18 protein-coding genes and 1 riboswitch are annotated in these 17761 nt (G+C 58.3%); of the genes, 12 read left to right on the top strand and 6 right to left on the bottom strand.

What is annotated here, in order from left to right; all coding sequences use genetic code 11:
• From K9B33_RS20680 to K9B33_RS20665, 4 genes are all read right to left on the bottom strand, one after another.
• Positions 1-1399: DNA methyltransferase (locus K9B33_RS20680; protein ID WP_318011159.1), on the bottom strand; the 1399-nt coding region annotated here is incomplete at its 3' end.
• A gap of 174 nt (positions 1400-1573) precedes the next feature.
• The gene (locus K9B33_RS20675) at positions 1574-4315 is read right to left on the bottom strand and encodes a TrlF family AAA-like ATPase (protein WP_224551002.1); all 2742 of its coding nucleotides are present in this window, start codon (positions 4313-4315) and stop codon (positions 1574-1576) included.
• Between the two features lie 130 nt (positions 4316-4445).
• Entirely contained in the window at positions 4446-5708 is a 1263-nt protein-coding gene (locus K9B33_RS20670; protein ID WP_224551001.1) for a Y-family DNA polymerase, read from the bottom strand.
• 3 nt (positions 5709-5711) lie between these two features.
• Complete coding sequence (locus K9B33_RS20665; RefSeq protein WP_224551000.1) at positions 5712-6143, bottom strand: LexA family protein; 432 nt, start codon at positions 6141-6143, stop codon at positions 5712-5714.
• Positions 6144-6279: 136 nt separating this feature from the next.
• On the opposite strand from K9B33_RS20665, the gene K9B33_RS20660 reads away from it, so the two are divergent.
• Complete coding sequence (locus K9B33_RS20660) at positions 6280-6936, top strand: DUF2971 domain-containing protein (protein ID WP_224550999.1); 657 nt, start codon at positions 6280-6282, stop codon at positions 6934-6936.
• 26 nt (positions 6937-6962) lie between these two features.
• Here K9B33_RS20660 and K9B33_RS20655 read toward each other — a convergent pair whose 3' ends face one another.
• The gene (locus K9B33_RS20655; protein ID WP_224550998.1) at positions 6963-7565 is read right to left on the bottom strand and encodes a recombinase family protein; all 603 of its coding nucleotides are present in this window, start codon (positions 7563-7565) and stop codon (positions 6963-6965) included.
• Positions 7566-7876: 311 nt separating this feature from the next.
• On the opposite strand from K9B33_RS20655, the gene K9B33_RS20650 reads away from it, so the two are divergent.
• The 3 genes from K9B33_RS20650 to K9B33_RS20640 all read left to right on the top strand — a co-directional run bounded on the left by K9B33_RS20650 (position 7877) and on the right by K9B33_RS20640 (position 10808).
• Positions 7877-8737, top strand: coding sequence for a replication initiator protein A (locus tag K9B33_RS20650; RefSeq protein WP_224550997.1), 861 nt, complete (start codon positions 7877-7879; stop codon positions 8735-8737).
• 449 nt (positions 8738-9186) lie between these two features.
• Entirely contained in the window at positions 9187-10017 is an 831-nt protein-coding gene (locus K9B33_RS20645; RefSeq protein WP_224550996.1) for a helix-turn-helix domain-containing protein, read from the top strand.
• A gap of 470 nt (positions 10018-10487) precedes the next feature.
• Entirely contained in the window at positions 10488-10808 is a 321-nt protein-coding gene (locus K9B33_RS20640) for a single-stranded DNA-binding protein (RefSeq protein WP_224550995.1), read from the top strand.
• On the opposite strand, the gene K9B33_RS20635 is transcribed toward K9B33_RS20640, so the two are convergent.
• Positions 10805-10966, bottom strand: a complete 162-nt coding sequence (locus K9B33_RS20635; protein WP_224550994.1) for a YlcI/YnfO family protein — start codon at positions 10964-10966, stop codon at positions 10805-10807. The two genes, K9B33_RS20640 and K9B33_RS20635, sit on opposite strands and share 4 nt — an antisense overlap.
• Before the next feature lie 134 nt (positions 10967-11100).
• Here K9B33_RS20635 and K9B33_RS20630 point away from each other — a divergent pair, with 134 nt between their 5' ends.
• The 8 genes from K9B33_RS20630 (at position 11101) to K9B33_RS20595 (ending at position 17702) form a co-directional block, all read left to right on the top strand.
• Positions 11101-11298 (top strand): hypothetical protein, encoded by a 198-nt coding sequence (locus K9B33_RS20630; protein WP_010339510.1) that lies wholly within the window; start codon positions 11101-11103, stop codon positions 11296-11298.
• Positions 11299-11301: 3 nt separating this feature from the next.
• On the top strand, positions 11302-12042 hold the full coding sequence (locus tag K9B33_RS20625) for a ParA family protein (RefSeq protein WP_224550993.1): 741 nt from the start codon (positions 11302-11304) through the stop codon (positions 12040-12042).
• Positions 12042-13043: a ParB/RepB/Spo0J family partition protein gene (locus tag K9B33_RS20620; protein ID WP_224550992.1), complete on the top strand. Its 1002-nt coding sequence runs from the start codon at positions 12042-12044 to the stop codon at positions 13041-13043. Before K9B33_RS20625 ends, K9B33_RS20620 begins: the two co-directional genes overlap by 1 nt.
• A gap of 228 nt (positions 13044-13271) precedes the next feature.
• Positions 13272-13796, top strand: coding sequence for a hypothetical protein (locus K9B33_RS20615; RefSeq protein WP_224550991.1), 525 nt, complete (start codon positions 13272-13274; stop codon positions 13794-13796).
• Complete coding sequence (locus K9B33_RS20610; protein WP_224550990.1) at positions 13796-14899, top strand: relaxase/mobilization nuclease domain-containing protein; 1104 nt, start codon at positions 13796-13798, stop codon at positions 14897-14899. Before K9B33_RS20615 ends, K9B33_RS20610 begins: the two co-directional genes overlap by 1 nt.
• 120 nt (positions 14900-15019) lie before the next feature.
• A riboswitch (Fluoride riboswitch) is annotated at positions 15020-15090 on the top strand.
• Positions 15091-15113: 23 nt separating this feature from the next.
• Positions 15114-16502, top strand: coding sequence for a voltage-gated chloride channel family protein (locus tag K9B33_RS20605; protein ID WP_224550989.1), 1389 nt, complete (start codon positions 15114-15116; stop codon positions 16500-16502).
• On the top strand, positions 16495-16890 hold the full coding sequence (locus K9B33_RS20600; RefSeq protein ID WP_036528654.1) for a DUF190 domain-containing protein: 396 nt from the start codon (positions 16495-16497) through the stop codon (positions 16888-16890). Before K9B33_RS20605 ends, K9B33_RS20600 begins: the two co-directional genes overlap by 8 nt.
• Positions 16887-17702: a universal stress protein gene (locus K9B33_RS20595; protein WP_224550988.1), complete on the top strand. Its 816-nt coding sequence runs from the start codon at positions 16887-16889 to the stop codon at positions 17700-17702. The genes K9B33_RS20600 and K9B33_RS20595 overlap by 4 nt, the downstream gene beginning before the upstream one ends.
• Positions 17703-17761: the final 59 nt, after the last annotated feature.

The raw sequence follows: 17761 nt of genomic DNA, 5'->3' as shown, positions 1-17761 counted from the left end.
CTATAAGTACTTGCTCACCGTCAAGCGGTGGCGGGCAAAAACTTTCCCAATCTTCTCGAAGTGAATTGCCAGTCCGAATATGGGCAGCATCTTTGAGCGGAAGGGCGGCAGGTCGGCGGCCAAAGACCTCAGCAAAGCTAGAATTTGCTTGATACTCAGCAATGAACAAGGCGAGTTTCGCTGTCTCGGCAGCAAAATCTGTGATTTCAATCCCATAGAAATTGTGGATTGGAATCGCAGAAAACATTTGCATTGATGTCGGGCCGTTTAGCTGTTCTAGCCTTTGCAAAATTCGTGTCTCGCGCGCTCTTAATTCCCGGTAGGATACGACAAGGAAATTACCCGAACCACAGGCCGGATCAAATACCCGGATGTGCGACATCCGGTCGAGTATTTGCTGTAAGGTCTTAGCACGGTCCCATGCTTTGTGAATCTCATCGTCGAGATCGTCAAGAAATAGTGGACCAATTACCTTCATGATATTTGGCACCGAGGTATAGTGCATACCTAATTCAGCGCGTTGTTTAGGGTCGGCGACCGATTGGATCATAGACCCGAATATGTCGGGATTGATTTCCCGCCAATTCAGCGCGCATGCTTCGCGCAGGTAACGGAAAGCTACCACATCGAAGCGTGGTGCATCGATGGTTCCGGCGAATAGCCCCCCGTTGACGTATTCCAGTTCACGCGTCCAGACAGGAAGAGTAGCTCGCCGATCCTTAGGCACATTCATTGCCGTGAATGCGGCCACAATTGTTTCGCGGGCCTCTTCACCCTTATCGCCTGCGTGGGTGAACATCAGACGTGAGAACTGGTCCTCGGAGAAAATGCCCACGTCTTCGGCAAACATGCAGAAGATCAGGCGCATCATGAGCTGGTTCATCTCATGCCGGCGCGCCTCGCTACCCCAGTCAGGGTTCGCCTTAATGAGAGCATCGTACAGGCGGGCTAGCTTGCCGGTTGCCTTGACGTCGACCGGGTTCTCTTCAACTGCTTGGTAACGCTCCTTGCCTGCGGCGGGCAGGAAGAAACCGAAATTGTCGCCTATCTCATCAAAGCGGCAATGCAGAGAGTCGCCCGATGCAGGATGCTCGGCCGCAAGTGTTTCGCCGTCGGTGGCGATCAGGATTGCGGGTTTGGCCGATTTGGTTTTCTTTGATGCCCGCAGCGCATCCAGAATAACCGCACTTTGCCCGGTTGCCGCTGGGGCATAATGAAACTTCCTGTTGAACAAGATCCCGCCAGGCAGATCGGATTTGTTGCTGGATCCGTTGCGTAGTTTGGCGATGGCAGCGTTCGCGCCGTCGGTCGCCGCGGCAAAGGCGAAGGGAAACTCCCGCGCATCAAAAGGCTGGCTAGCGATCTCTGCCAATGCATCGTAAATTTCAGTAGGATTCATGCAATTGCCCCGGGTCTAGTCCATGAGTGGTAGTGCAAGAATCCGCGAGAAACTACCGTAAAGCTGATGCGGAAGTCAGGGGCGCCCCGGGCCAATCATGCCGGTCTATGCCAAACCAGTATGGGGATCGGGCACATGCGATGGCTTAACCCCTGCAACGGGAACGGCAATCGATCATGCCGCCTGGATGGGGACAAGACCGTAGACCTGCCCTCTCCGCATGAAAGCCGCTTTTGCACCTTCCAAGATCGCACACGCAGCATCCTTCATATCCGTATCATCGATCGACCCCCGCGCGATGATCAGTGAGCGTTCGCTAGTCGCTTTGAGAACCACAATCTGTTCTGCGTCGCCCAGCACTGCGATGTTGGGGTTGTGAGTGACGATGATGATCTGACGGCGTTCTTTGGCCATGCGGATCACCGGGACGAGTTGCGAAAATATGAACTCGCTATCAAGATTGTCCTCTGGTTGATCAATCAGCAGGGGGTTGATGTTTTCGGAGGAAAGCATCAGCGCCAAAAGCACGGATTGTTGCTGACCTAATGAAAGCTGCCCAAACTCGCGGACCAGAAATGATTTTTTGCCGCTGGGATCTTCGTGGGGGCGGGTAACGGTGAGCTTCGGACGGTCGAAAACCTGTACTGTTTCTAACCGGGCCAGATTTGCAGGCTCCTGAAAGCGCTTGATCAGTTCTTCCGCTTCGGCGCGGTTGAACAATGATACGTCATCCACGGTCCGGACAGCCTGGATCGATGCGCTATCCTTGGCGCGGATCGCAGCGAGCAGCTTTGGGACTGTTAAACGTTGGGTCAGGCAAGTCGCACGCGGCACCTGCGTCGTGCGCCATCCCATAATCTCGACAAGCAGCTCGTGAGCCTCAGGGGAAAATCCGCTCTCCTCGAACTTCAAGGTTACGTTGAGATCCGACAAAGCAGCGCGCAGCTTGGTGGTCGCCATGGTCGCGAACTTTTTGCGCTTCGCACAGATTTCCTTCCGTGCGGCCCACCGATCAGCGACCAGGCCATCGCGGCGCTTTTCAAGCTGTTCCAGATGAGGTGCCCACGCCTGGAGGTTGGTAAGGCCTGCCGTATATGTCGCCTCATCCTTTGTCAGCTTCGAGATGTAATTCATGTTGACGGTGATACCCGCCGCCTCCAGCGCGGCGCGCTGGTTCTGAAGGGTGGCCAGCAATACCTTTTCCTTGCCGCTCCACGCCTCGATTTTCGCCTGCACCAGCGTTGACAGGGAATTGGACCTGACGGTTATGATCGCTTCGGATTGCGTCAGGCCGCTCTCGAACGCGTCCGCCTCAGCGGTGATGGCCAGAAACTCATCCTTGCCGACAACCAAGGTTGAAGCATCCGCCGCTGTCCGCAGCTTTGCCAAGCTCTCTTTGACCTGTTTATAGTCAAGGCTTGTCGCAATGTTCCGAGCCAGGGTAACAATCTGATTGCGGGATTGCCGCTCACCTTCCAGCTGTCGACTGGTTTCAATAATTTGCTTGGCTTTGCCATCCGTGAATTTCTTGATCTGCTGTTGGACAATGGCAAGGTCGCGGCGATATTGAGGAATGAGCGCGATCTTTCCGCGCGCTTCGGTAATCTCAACTTCAATAGCCGCAATGGCGGTTCGAGCCTTTTCTTCGGCCAAGATCTCTTCTGCCACATTGGTGAAGCGGTCGAGATAAGAGAGTAATGCACCTGGATCGTCCTGCGCCTTTTGGCTGATCCGTTGCGTTTCGCCCTGTCCATAGCATTCGATCGGTAGAACCTCCGGTCCTTCTAGCGGATCGTGAAGGTTGGTTCCTGTTTCATCGCCCTTGCTGCAAAATAGCCGGTGTGGGGCGCCAGCAGGGTCGATGTAGGCCAGATTGATCCGGTCAGGCCATACGTCCGAATTAATGACGGAATTGCCGCTTGGATATCCTGAGAAAAAGCGCAACGCTTCGAACATCGTCGATTTGCCGGTGCCCCTGCCCCCGATAATGCAGGTAAGGTTAGGGCTGAAATGAATGGCCTGATCGCGAAGGAAGCACCCTTCTAGGCGCAACCCCAGAAGTGTAGGCACTTGTCTGGGAATCTCGTCCTCAAGACGCACGCGGGCGTCAGCATTCGAAAGCGCGTAGCGCAGGGCGTCAAAGCTCAGGTTCTGCACCTTGTAGCGCGTGACCTTGGTATCCCCCTTAGCGTTCCGGCCGAGCGCCTTAAGCGTGTGGGCATCAGAATTCAAAATTCTGGCCAGAGGCATCAAGCTCCCCCCATTGCGACCGGCTCGGTCGCGGCCCATGTCGGCACGCACATTGTCGGGATCGTCTGCAGTGAAGGTGATCGTCGACGCTGCCGATTTCAGCTCAATAGCCAAAAGAGCCGGGTGGCCGATGATGTCCCGCTTATGGGGACTGCCGCCGGGCATTTCGGTGTCGAGCCCTTTGGGCGCATCGACATGAGCAAGAATACCAAAGCCGCCGAGGGGCAACAGCTTATTGAGGCAATCAACCATAGCATTCTCTACCCGCGAATTTGCGGTTGATCGATCGCGCAAAGAGAGCTGACTATGAAAAGTCTGAAGCCGGTCTACATCCGGCAGGTAGCATAAAAGGTGCCCTTGCATGGTGCTAAGCTCAATGGCTGGGACCACGAAAATCGGCTTGCCCTTGGCGGCCGCGATCGCCTGCACCGCTCCGCTGATCTCGTTGTGATCGGCTACCGCGATGATTTTTAGGCCCTCAGCGACGGCGGCGTCCACGATCGCCGAAGGAGTGGCTAAGGCGTCCGTTACATCGTGGGATCCGGCATTACTGTGAATGTGAAGATCACCACGGACAAACCGCGCGCCATTTGTCAGACCAGTAACGTCTTCAAAGTCATCGAGTACGCTCACTTTGCCCCCTGCATCGACATTTTTGTCAACCACTTAGGATCATTGTTGAGGGTAGATAGCGCGATGTCGAGCAATTCGTGCAAACCGTGTAGAAATTGCCGGCTTGGTCGATGCGTATCATGAGGCGGGCCCGATCTGAACGAGGTGTGCCATGTGGCACACCTTATCGTGCGACCGGTATTTGATCGATGCTAGTGGTCCACGCCGGACTTTTCTGGGAGCGTTTGGTGTCGAAAGACCTGGCACCGCATCCTTGTGCGGCCAATACGATGGTGTTGCGGCCAAATCGGGCATTGATGCCATCCATTGCGGCGAGCAGGCCAGGTGCTTTGGGATCAGGCGTGACAAACAGGTCGGCTTGCCCCTCCCCCTCTTTGGTCAGATCTTCAAGCAACACGCCGCATTTGGTATAGACACCGCCTGGCTGAAACATCGCATCCATCATCTTTCCCGCGATGCCGACGATCACGCGCGGGTCATTGGTGGGCGGCGACAGCCGCGTCGTGCGCGAGGCAGAAGGTGGATTGGCTCGATAGCGTGAGCCATGGGCGAAGGCGATAAGCCGCCCCGCCGCTAAACCCTGTGCACGGATCTTCTCGGCCGCGCGCGCGGCGCGCCGAGCCATCGCCTCACGCAATTCCAGCGGATCGGTCACTGGTTCGCCGAACTGGCGTGTCACAGCCGTCGCCTTCGACGGTTCCAGGGCAACCTTGAAGTCGTCGCATTCCACACCGCCCAGCTCGCGAACTAGACGTTCGAGGACTACCGTGCCGACATCGCGCGCGACGGCGGGCGGAAGTGCGGCCAGATCGGCGGTTGTCTTGATGCCCAATGGGCGAAGGCGGGCTTCCAGCGCCCTGCCTATTCCCCACACTTCAGATACGGGCCAATGCTCAAACAGACGGCGGCGCAGCTCGACATCGTGGAGATCGACCACGCCGCCCCATACCTTCTCCGTTGCCTTCGCAAGCGCATTGGCAACTTTCGACAGGGTTCGTGTCGGTCCAAGGCCGATCCGGGTAGGCAGGCCCACCGATCGCAGAATGTCTTCGCGGACCTGGTGCGCTGTTTTCACGTCGCCCAAACCCGTGGCCAGCACCGGCAGACGGAAAAAGCTTTCATCAATCGAATAGACTTCGATCATGTCGGCGTGCTCCGCAATCACCGCGTTGAAGCGCCGGTTCATGTCCGCATAAAGCTCGTAATTGCTCGATCGAAGCTGGATGCCATGACGCTTGATATGGTCGCGCATCTTGAACACCGGGTCGCCCATTTTGACATGGAGCGCCTTTGCTTCCTCGCTCCGGGCAATAGCGCAGCCATCGTTGTTGGAAAGGACAATGACAGGCGCTCCGCGCAGAGACGGATCGAACACCCGCTCTGCGCTAACATAAAAATTGGCGATGTCGACGATGGCCCAGGACATCGGCTATCGCCGGTAATCGCGGACGCCGGTCCGCACGACGCCCCATATCTCGACACCTTCGGCCGGGGTTGGCTCATAACATTGCAGGCTATTGCGCGCTTCAAGCAGCATGACTCCGCAGCGGCACACGAGTTGGCGGCAGACGAACCCGCCATCGACGATTGCGATGACGATGTGCCCCTCGACGGGCCGGGTATCGCGATCGACCACAACGACATCATTGTCGTGGATCCCGGCGTCGATCATGCTGCTGCCGCTGATACGGAACACAAAACTCGCCGCTCGATCGAGCCGTAGCAGCTCGATCAGGCTGATCGCATCATCCTCCCAATCCTGGGCGGGGCTTGGAAAGCCGGCTCCTGCTGCGCCGACGATGCGAAGAACGGTCCCCTTCGGTGCGTCGGCAAGCGGGACCGGCTGCATCATCGGCAGCATATATGATTCCCTTCAAGCCGCTTATAGCCCGCATTGGAACGAAAAGTGAACAGATAGATTGCGCGTTGGCCGTGGACGAGTGTGGAGCGGCCCCATATGTCGCATGTGTAGCTTTGAATATGATGTGAGGAATGCGGTGCGGCTCTATCACTTCGTCAACCGGGAATTTGGGCTGGCCAATCTTACCAAGCGCCGTTTGAAGATCGCCCGGTGGAATGACCTGAACGATCCGTTCGAGCTTGCCGGAGCGATCTTTGCTGACAAGGATCTGCGCAAGGAGATGCGCCGCATCAAGGATGAAATCCATGCTGCGATGGGGATGCTCTGCTTTAGCAAAAACTGGAGAAATCCTGTCCAGTGGAGCCACTATGCCGACAACCATAGAGGCATTTGTCTCGGTTTCGACGTACAAGACGATATATTGCAGGAGGTAGATTATGTGCCCAAGCGTATCGAGTGTACGCTTGAAGAGATTCAGGCGTCATCGGATAAGGAAACACATGAAAATCTGATCCATGTGATGATGGCCACAAAATATATAGATTGGCATTACGAGCAGGAAGTCCGAGTTTTCTCCATGCTCAAGAACGAAGACAATGGACTGTTTTTTCAAAAGTTCGATCAGGATGTTGAGTTGCGTGAGGTCATCGTGGGGGCCAGTGCGCAAGTGTCACGCGCTGATGTAGCTCAGGCGCTGGGCGCGCACGCAGAGGGTGTCGATGTTTGCAAGGCGCGCTTGGGCTTCAACAAATTCGAGATCGTCAGAAATAAAGACGAAAGCCTCTGGAAGTGACGGAGGCCGTCTGATCGCCGTAAATGTCAGGTGGTTGCCGAAGCGTCGTCCAACCTGGTTTCCGCATTGATCGCTTCCTGCTCCGGCGCTGGAAGATGCCTATATAATGTGGCGACCGACACGCCGATCGTCGGCGCAATCTCTCTAGCGGTCATCCCAGACGCCAGGAGTTTTCGTGCGGCCTCGATGCGTTTGGGAGTCATGACTGTCTTGCGGCCCCCTACCCTGCCCTCACGCTTTGCAACGATCAGCGCGGCCGTCGTGCGTTCACGGACCAGATCGCGTTCCATCTCCGCCATCGCCGCCATGATGTGAAAGACGAGCTTGCCGGCAGTGCCTGCCGTGTCGATCCCGTCAGTGAGCGAGCGCAGGCCGATCTTACGTTCCGCCAGATCGGCGGCAAGATCGACCAGCCCTTTCATCGTTCGGCCGAGCCGATCGAGTTTCCATACCACCAGCACATCGCCAGCCCGCGCGTGGGACAAGGCATCTGTCAAACCGGCGCGGTTGGCTTTGGCGCCACTGGCCTTGTCGGAGAACACTTTTTCACACCCGGCCTCGTCAAGCGCGGCGAGCTGTGGGGCAAGATCCTGCTCCGGGGTGGAGACGCGCGCATAGCCGATCAGCATGGTTTGTTCTCAAAACTCATCTGCGATGCCTAGCACGAGACTTTTATTTTGCGAAAGTGTTTTGAGACGCGCGCAGTGGCTGCTACACGTTCTCACATGATGGCGCTTCAAAAACGATCGTTTGCGAGACAAGCCGGCGGGTCTTTGAGCACAACGGTCGCCGAAAGCACGAATGCCAACGGTGAGATGTGGCAAACGGTCGTCGAAAGCACGATCTTTGAACCATCAATGGCCTGCGCCCCCCAGCCAAATGGGGTGATGACCCGGAATCTTCGTGTTTTTGGCGACCGATCCATGCCGGCAGCACTCGCATGAGCCAGGAACCGTCCGTGCAAGGCGACCTGTTCGCTTTCGACAGCCCGCTGCTGACAGAGGTTCGTGGCGAGCGATCGCTTATGGCCTTCCCCTTCTTCGCGCTCAGCAAGACGAAGTGGACGAAGCCGCTCGAATATAAAACAGAAGCGGTCTCGATCGAGATTGTCTGCACGCCAAAGGGCGTAGCGACGATCTACGATAAAGAAGTGCTGCTTTATATCGCGAGCCTCATGGTAGCGAAGCTGGACGCCGGTGAGGAGGTATCGCAGGACTTCTTCTTCACCGCACATGATCTTTTCAGAGTAACGGGTGTGAGCGGTTCATCGCGCTCGTACACTCGTCTTTCCGATGCTCTGGAACGCCTGCAGGGTACTCAGATCAAGACGAATATCGAAGCGGGGGGCGAAGGTCAGGCCGGGTTCTTCTCGTGGCTATCAGACGCCCAGCTCCACTACACCAAGACCTCCAAGGGCGACAAAAGGCTCAAAGCCATCAAGGTCCGCCTGTGCGACTGGCTATTTCGTGCGATCCAGCGCGATCGGCGCGTACTCGACTATGATCCGACCTATTTCCAGCTCGGCCCAATCGAACGGCGGCTGTATGAAGTTGCGCGCTCGGCCTGCGGTCATGGACCGATCGAAGTGGAACTGGAAGAACTGCGCTTGCAGACCGGGTATCAAAGTTCGCTCAAGCATTTTCGTTATGAAGTGAAGCGCGTAGCTGACGAAGGTAGTATTCCGGGTTTCCTGTTCGACTTGACGGATCGCGCCGAAACCATCGGCGCAACTCGCGCACGAAAGAACGCAGGCGCAACTAGTGTGAAGATTACGCCAAAGCTACTGCTTCAGAACGCCTGATCCAGCCACGTTCAATCTCCCGCGAATCATGTCGTAGCTTCGGCGCCTGAACGGTCGCCGAAAGCACGAAAGACGGTCATTGAAAGCACGAACGTCGGTCGCCGAAAGCACGAAAGACGGCGCAAACGGTCATCGAAAGCACGAAATTTAGTGGCGATCGGTCATCGAAAGCACGAATCCTGAAGGTTTAATTGAGCCGCCCATTCGGCCACAAATATTGCTGTGCTGATTGCATCGTGCGTCGGCAAAGCGGGGATCGGCTGTGACCACCTAAAACGAATGCCCGGCACGGAGGCCGGGCACCCTGGAACGTGATGAGCGATGCTTGCAGGCATCGATCGGGACGTAAGACATCCTCCTCATACCTGTTCCTGAGCTTTGGTTCAAGGGAGCGTGCTTCGCGCCACGGATGAGTTTTGCCTGGTCCAGCCTCCATTCGGAGGTGGAATATGGCTCTATCAGTAGGCAACGCTGCGTTGTCCGCATTGGGCAGCATGGTGTCGACGCGCAAACCTGCGCGCTCGGGTGCGCAGCATCGGACTGGTGCGCCCGTTCGGCGTGACAGCGCTGAAGCCGGCACGTTCGAAGAGACATTCTTCGCCATTCCCGCGAAGGGGGAGACAGATCGCCTCCTTCATGTTGCGCGCAGGACGCTGGATGCAGGACGCCGCTTACGTCGCGATGCGCGCAGCGGAGCCAGAGAGCTGACCGCTACCGAAATCCTCATAGCGCGCCTCACCGCGAGCGCGGTGCGTATTTATGAGGAAATCCTGACACTGGCGCGGCTGAATAAGGGCCGCGTTTATCCCAGCTACGAGCATCTTTCAGGCGCGACGGGGCTTGGAAGGGCAACCGTCGCCCGAGCGCTGGTGGTCCTTGAAGCGATCGGCTTCATTGTGCGGCAGCGGCGTTTCAATCGCGTTGCAAATGAAGGAGCTGGACCGCGCTACGAGCAGACCTCCAACGCCTATCGGCCGCTCTTGCCTGAGAAGGTGCTTTCCTATCTCCCGCGCTGGCTACGTCCGGCGCCTGTGCCAGAAGACGAAATTCAACGTCGCCTCGATCACGAGGAAGACACCCAGCTTATGCTCAAATCCCTGTCGTGTCGCGATCTAGCTGAAACCGTCGTCGATGGGCCGTTGCGCAAGATCCTAGCCAAGCTGGGCGCTGCCATTGATAGCAGAGAGCGTGAGTATCAAATTGATCCTGAACCGCTAACCGATTCATATAATAATGGGCTCAAAAGAGTTGGCCTAGCCGGCCAACACTCTAACGCCTGACGGCGACAATGCTGAAACGTCATCGCCCCCCGATAAACCAAAGCAACCGGCACGGGCAGGACGCGCCGGCTACGCCGTCGCGAATGCTCCCCAGCAGGAGCAGGCGGCTTGGTCAGCGCCAAAACGATGATGCTGTGTATGGGGAAACGTCGAAATCGTTGCTCAGTCGAACCGTAGCGCCTGTTTTGGCGATAGTGCATGACGGCACCTTCGTTCTATCTATCCATGACATCGTACCAGCCCGATAGACTTACATCGTCCGCGAAAAATGGCACTCTCGTCCCTGCTTCACCCGGCAGTTCCTGAGCAGATGGGCATATGGGCGCTGGCCGCCTTGTACGATCAAGTGAATAACCTCTGCGCTACGGCTTCCGCTGTGCGGACCCTCCGTTTTTTCACTGGATCGCGGCGGCTGCGCGCCCCTTCAATTCCCATCAGGAACGAGCCTGATCGATTAGAAGGACAGGACCATGCAGAACATCGCGGAATTTCGGATCATCGGGCGGGTGGGCAAGATCACCGAGTATGACAAGGTAACGAAGGTCAGCGTCGCCTCGAACTACAACCGCCAGGACAATGGCGAGTGGGTGACGGACACGCACTGGAACGAGGTTTCGCTATTCGGCAAGATGATCGAGCGCGGCGCCAAGGCGCAAAAAGGCGATCTGGTGCATATCGCCGGTCGGCTTCGCCAGAACTCCTACGATACACCCGAGGGGCGCCGCTACACGGTGGAGGTAATCGCCGACGGTTTTGCCGTACTGGCGAAGGGCACTGACGAAAGATCTTAGGTCCGATCGGGGCCGCCTACCGGCGGCCCTTCCCGACGGCGCAATTCCAGCTCGACCGCTTCGCGCATGAAGTCGGCCTGGCTTTCGCCATCGCGCAATGTGGTCTTGATACGATCAAGCGTGCCCTTGGGAAAACGCGCGATCGTTTTGTCCTCCATTGGAGGGCGACCGACAGATCGGATCTTGCTAGAGGTCATCCAATGCCCTAATTACCGATACCGCATATTGACGGTATTAGCGGTATCGTATATTAGAGCGATTACCTTTTATCAAGGTGCGACGGAGGCGAGTGATGTGGGACAATCTACTGACGATCGGGCTATTTGTCCTGATCGCGTGGGCCGTCTTCACCAGCGATGGAAAGTATCGCGGCGCTCGCACCTGGAGCGGTGACACCCCCGATGAGGAAGGCCGTCGCAATACGCGCACGGATTCCAATTATCGCGGCTATGACCATTGGAATAACAACCGTTCGGATCGGGGCCTCTAACGCGTGCGGACCATTGCGATTAACGTAGAGAAAGGCGGCGCCGGAAAGACCACGATCGCCTGCCATCTGGCATGGGTTTTGGCGGACGCCGGGCATAGGGTTCTGGTTCTCGACCTCGATCGCCAGTGCAATGCCACCGACGCGCTCAGCGATTTCGAGAGCCTGGGATCTTGCAAGCCGCTGTTCGAGCCGAATTACGCTATACCCGACGAACTGCCCAAGCAAGCAATCTATTCCAACCGGATGGGCGGCGAATATGATGCTTCCTATCCGACGGCGCTGAGCAATGTGCGGAAGAATTTTCCGGTCCTCGGTCCGCATTTCGATTTCTGCGTCATCGACACACCGCCATCCTGGTCATGGATCAATTTTGCGGCCCTGCTGATTTGCGACCATCTGATTGTTCCGGTTGAACTTGGACCTTTCGGTCCTGCGGCGACCAAGCAGGTATCGGACTCGATCGCGACCGTGAACCAGCGGCGTACCAAACCCATCCATGTCGCCGGGCTGGTGCCCAACCGCGTGCGTCCGAATGACAGCCATCAGATGAAGATGCTGGAAGCGCTCAAGAGCAAAGTCGGGAAGAACCTCTTCACCAACTACCTGCCCGAGCGGGCACATTATAGCCAGGCCATTCAGGAGCATGTTCCAGTGTGGCGGTTTGGCAAGGACGTGCGCAGTTCGTTGCCGCCTATGCGAGCTTTCCTTGAGGAAGCTATGACCCGGATCGGGAGCGTGAAGTGATGGATTTCGACAATTTCGATGTCTTCGGCGAAAAGGCCGCCGTTGCCGATGCCGATCGCGTCCTCCTGATCGAGCCGGAACTGATCTATCCCGATCCTGACAATGTGCGTCGCGAGATCGATCCGTTCACCATCGATGAGATGGCGGAGACAATCAGCGAACGCGGCCAGCTTCAGCCGATCACCCTCGCCCCCAAAGACGAGGACGGTCGCTACCGCATCCTCTTTGGCGAACGGCGCTGGCGTGCTTGCAAGAAGCTCGGGATCAAAGTGCGGGCGATCGTCAGCAAGAGCGACGATCTATCCCAAGTTCGCATCGACCAGTTCATTGAAAACGACCAGCGCGAGGATCTTTCGACTGCCGACATGATCGCTTTCGTGACCGGACAGGTGGCGCAGGGGCGCAACCTGTCCGAACTCGCCCGCCTGACTGGACGTAACCGCACGCTGCTGACCCGCTATCAGGGACTGGCCAAAGCGCCCGACTATATCAGTGCGCTGTTTTCCGACATTTCGATGCGTAGTGCTGTCGCTCTGGCCCAGGCTGCGAAGAAAGATGATGCAGCTGCGCGGGCTTTCGTGGCGAACACATCGGCAGAAGATATGACTGTGCTGGCATGTGAGCGATTCGCGCGCGACATCGGTGCGAAGAAGACGGCCGCCCCAGTTACTTCGCCCGCTGAACCTGTGGGTGATGATGTCGAGCAGCCTGAACTTGCCCCGACCGATCACAATGCTGACGAAGCGCCTGAGAGCGAAGTCCCGCTTTCGACGGATGAGATCCGCTCCGCCGAAATCGAGCGCGCGATTGAGAGAACCCCTCCTCTGACGGTTGATGCGCCTACCCCTTCCCCGGCTCCGGCACGCACCGGCAAGTCGAAGCCCACCAAGCAGAAGGTGGAGCGCCCGACTATCGAGATCGGCGGGCAGCGCGCGATCGTTGTAGAGGCCCTGCTACATTTCGACGGTGAAGAAGCCCCGCGCATTGTGAGCTGGCGGTAAGCGCAACCGCTTATTCGGCGCAGGCACGCGCCGGATCGAAGCTCAATTTTTCCTTCCGCGAAATTCCGACTTCCGAGCTTGATGGTGTGCCACGTGGCACACGTGAAGGCTGTTTTAGGTGGGGGATGTTTGATGGCAGGATAGGTATTGCGGCGTCTAATGTAATACATTACCCTTCGTGCCATGTCCTCGACGCCGCAGCCTTCATCCCCCACCAAGGATACTGCGATGCTTACGATGCGAATTGATCGTGAGCTGCTGGCGGCATTCGATGCCCTCGCTGAGGGCAGGGGAGGGCGCAGTGCTCTCCTGCGTAATCTGATGCAGCACGCGATGAAGCAGGTCGCCGATGCCCCCCAAATTGCTCCTCGTTCGCAAATCGCTGGCAACCGCGTGTCGCTTAGACTTACCGACGCCGAAGCCGCCGTTGTTGATCAGCGCGCAGCGGAGAGGGGGGTAGATCGTGCCGGTTGGATTAAGGCGCTGGTTCGTCGCCACACCGGATTGAAAGGGGCCGTCGATGATGGCCTGCGCGATGCAGTGGCCCCGGTCCGAATGCAGCTTCAGCGCATTGGTCGCAATCTCAACCAGGCCATGAAAGCGGGCAATGCTGCCATGATGGCAGACAGCGGACTTCAGATCGATCGCGAGCTGCGCCGGATCGCTGACATGCGTGAGGACATCAATGACCAGGTGGTGTTGCTCGGCGATGCGCTGCGCGGCGACCTAAGTTTCTGGAAGGTCGCAGACTGATGCCTTTCGGTGAGAACGAAGAGGAACTTTGGGAGGCGATGAAGCCGCGCTTCCGTCCTCGTCTCGTAAGCGATCCGAATGCCCGTTATGCGCGGACTCTGGTCAGGGGAACCGGGGTTGCCGCTATCCCCGCCGCACTGCGCGCGATCGACCGTTCCGCAAGAGCTACGCTTGCGCGGGTCGTGCGCCGCACGCCGGAAGTGTTGGTGAAGGTCACGGGCCGTAAGAAGGGCGCCGAGCATCTTGCGGCTCACCTCGACTACATCGGTCGTAAGGGGGAAATCCCGCTTGAAACTCGGGATGGCGAACTGATCTCCAGCAAGGCCGAGGCACGGCAGATTGCTGAGGAATGGTCGGAGGCACTGGCTTGGCGTCGCGGTGCAACAGTGTCCGCTGTCTCCATGGTGTTTTCGATGCCCGCAGGCACGGACCCGGAGACAGTCAAGCAGGCGGTGCGTGAAACTGCGGAACGTCTGATCGGCGATAATCATGATTATCTCATGGCGCTGCACACGGACACACCGCGCCCACATGTTCATCTGACGGTCCAAGCCGAAGGGCTCAATCGCAAGCGGTTCGATCCTCGCCGGGAAGATCTTTTCCGGTTTCGTGAGGGCTTTGCAGAGGCGTTGCGGAGTCGCGGCGTCGAGGCCGAGGCAACGCCCCGCTACACGCGGGGACAGGGTCGAGCTGGAACCAGCATGGCGTTGACCCAGCTTCGGGAGCGCATTCGCAAAGGGGCATCGCGGCAACCAACTGACGCGGATATGCGGCAAGCTAGAGAGGCTATGCTGATTGCGTTCGGCAAGGCCGCTCAGCCATCGTTCGTCGGTAAATCTCATGCTCGCTGGGAGAGCATCAAGTCGCGCTATGGCGCAGCGGCCGATCAGCTCGACCAGACTGGCAAGGACGAAGATCGGAAACTCGCGAGTGAGGTGCGGCAATTTCTGCGTGATCGCGCCATTATAGAAACGGTGCCGGACAAGGTGTTGCGCGACGCGGAGCGTCGCATCAGGGCCGAGCAAGAGCGTGGTAATGGTAAGGCCGGACCCGATCCGGGTGTGCCACGTGGCACAGTCCCTCCATCCTCGCGGACCCGCTAATGGCGATTATTGGCCGTAAGGAGAATGGCAGCTTCAAGTGGAGGAGCAGCATGAAGCTGCCGTAGAGATCCACCTCCCCATGCGTTGCAGCTTGACCAACTGCGCATGTCATACGATATGCGTTCGCAAGGCGATGGATTTCCGCCGGGCTTCGGCCGAACCGCCTTCGGGCTGATGATTCCTACCTGATGCGTTTTCGCAACAAGGAGGAATCGTGCGCGCTAAATTCGCAATATTGCTGTCGAACCTGAACGTCCTGGCCTTTGCCAGGGACCGGCATGACCATGCCCTGTCCGTGTTGCGATGGCTGGCGCTCCTTGTTCCCATGGCGGCGGCGGTGGGCAGTCTTTGCGCGGCCTTCCTCTGGAGCCTGGATGTTGCCACGCGCACGCGCTTTGCGCATCCATGGTTGCTGTTCCTCCTGCCAGTCGGCGGGTTCGCGGTCGGGCTGCTGTATCATTTGTTCGGTCGCAGCGTCGAAGGCGGCAACAACCTGATCGTCGAGCAGGTCCATGAACCGGGTGGCGGCGTGCCCTTACGCATGGCGCCGCTGATTTTCGTCGGCACCGTTGTCACGCACCTGTTCGGCGGCTCGGCCGGGCGAGAGGGCACGGCTGTGCAACTGGGCGGCAGCCTTGCCAGCGCCTTCGCCACGATGTTTCGGCTTGATGCCGAGAGTACCCGCATCATCCTAATGGCCGGTATTGCCGCAGGTTTCGGGGCCGTGTTCGGCACACCGCTGGCAGGCGCGATCTTCGCGCTCGAGGTACTGGCGGTCGGCCGTGTGGAATATCGCGCGCTGGTGCCGACACTGATAGCCGCTGTTGTCGGCGACTGGACCTGTCACCAGTGGGGCATCCACCACGGGCTTTATCACATCGACTATCTCAAGGGCACGGTCGTGCCGATCGCCGTCGATCCATTAATTCTGCTTGAGGCTGCTATAGCCGGCGTGGCGTTTGGACTGGTCGGCCTGCTATTCTCCGAATTGTCGCACGGTTTCGGCGACTTCGTGAAGCGCCACATCCGGTTCGGACCGCTGCGTCCCTTCCTCGGCGGCCTTGCGGTGATCGCTCTGGTCTATCTGCTCGGCACGCGCGACTATCTTGGTCTCGGGGTCTGGGCACCCGATGCCTCCACACCCACGATCGCAAGCTTCTTCTCGCCCGGTCAGGATTACTGGAGTTGGGCGCTCAAGCTGCTGTTCACGGTCGTGACGCTGGGCACAGGCTTCAAGGGCGGCGAGGTAACACCGCTGTTCTTCATCGGCGCGGCACTGGGTCATGCCCTCGGCACACTTTTCGGCGGACCTGTCGATCTCTTCGCGGGACTTGGGTTCGTCGCCGTCTTTGCCGGGGCGGCGAACACGCCTTTGGCCTGCACCATCATGGGCATCGAACTGTTCGGTGCGACCCATGCCGTCTACATCGCCGTTGCCTGTTTCGTCGCCTACCTGTGCTCAGGCCACAGCGGCATCTATCTGTCTCAGCAGATCGCCGTCCCCAAGCATCCGCGCATTTCCATCAGCCCAGGCATGACGCTGCGGGGCATTCGCGCAGCGCGCACCCAGATCACCAGGCAGGACCTCCACACAAATGACTGACACAGCTATCCTTACGTCCAGCGAGATCGGCATGCTGCGTATCTATATGGCACCGCGTGATACGGCAGAGCCGCGCAAGGCATGGAAGCTGTGGTCAGCGCGTCCGCTCTATCGCGAGCTTGTCGTCCAGGCAAAGGCTGCCGGTCTGATGAACGCTGTAGCCCATCATACCCACTACGGTTTCAGCAATCACGGACCGGTGCTCGATCAGGGTGCGGAAACGAGCAATCCCTATCTGACCATGTGCGTCGAACTGATCGGTCATCGGGCGGATCTCGAACTGTTCTGCCAGCGCCACGCCGCCCTGCTGGAGACGAAGGTGGTCATCTACAAGCAGCTCGAGCATTGGGCGATCGACGCTGTGACAAAGCAGGAGAGCGATGTATGAAGATTCTCGCCGTCATCGTCGGAGCCGACAGCACTGCGACGTGCCTCAACGCAGCCGTTCTCGCAGCGCAGTGCGTGGGGGACTGCACGATCGAAGCGCTGAATGTCGTGGTCGATCCCGGCCAGCTCGTTGCCGCCAGCGAAGAGGTCGACATGCAGCGTCTGCGTGAACATTGGGAAGGCACGGCCAGCGAGCGATCGGCCGCCTGCCATACGGCGTTCGTGGCATGGACCGCAGGAGCCGCGCAGGACGCGCCGCCCATTGCCTGGCGAACCATCGTTGGGGATGAGCAAGGCGTGGTGACGCAGGAAGCGAACAATGCCGACTTGCTGGTCGTTATCGCCCATGAGCGGAACATGGACGGCGGGGACGCCCTGCATGCCGCGCTGTTCAACAGCCAAAAGCCAGTGCTGATCGTCCCGATTTCCTGGAAGCCACGGGCCGGTCAGCGCTTTTCGCATATCGCTGTAGGCTTGAGCGACTCCCCTGCGGCGAGACGCGCTGTCGAGGCGGCCACGCCTTGGTTGAAAGGTGCCACTGACGTCACCGCTATTCGGATCGGCGATGCAGATTATCCGGCGCTCAAACTGGAATCGCTGCTCGATGACGCAGGGATTGTGAACAGACTGCGCGTGGTCCCGCGCTCGCACGGGAACCTTGGCCATCAACTCCTGACGGAAGCCCATCAAGCCGGAGCGGATATGCTGGTGACGGGAGCCTATCGGCACAACCAGCTGATTGAATGGTTCGCAGGCGGCACAACCCGGCACTTGCTTGCTTGCGCGGACATACCGCTGCTGATGATCCATTGAGGCACAAGACGGCATGGCCGGGCGGCCCCCATCGACATGGTGCGGCAGAGATGGATAGC

Source organism: Sphingobium sp. 3R8 (assembly GCF_020166615.1).
Classification (GTDB): domain Bacteria; phylum Pseudomonadota; class Alphaproteobacteria; order Sphingomonadales; family Sphingomonadaceae; genus Sphingobium; species Sphingobium bisphenolicum.
The sequence above is the reverse complement of the archived record's forward strand: the minus strand, read 5'-3'. Positions and strand labels throughout refer to the sequence as shown.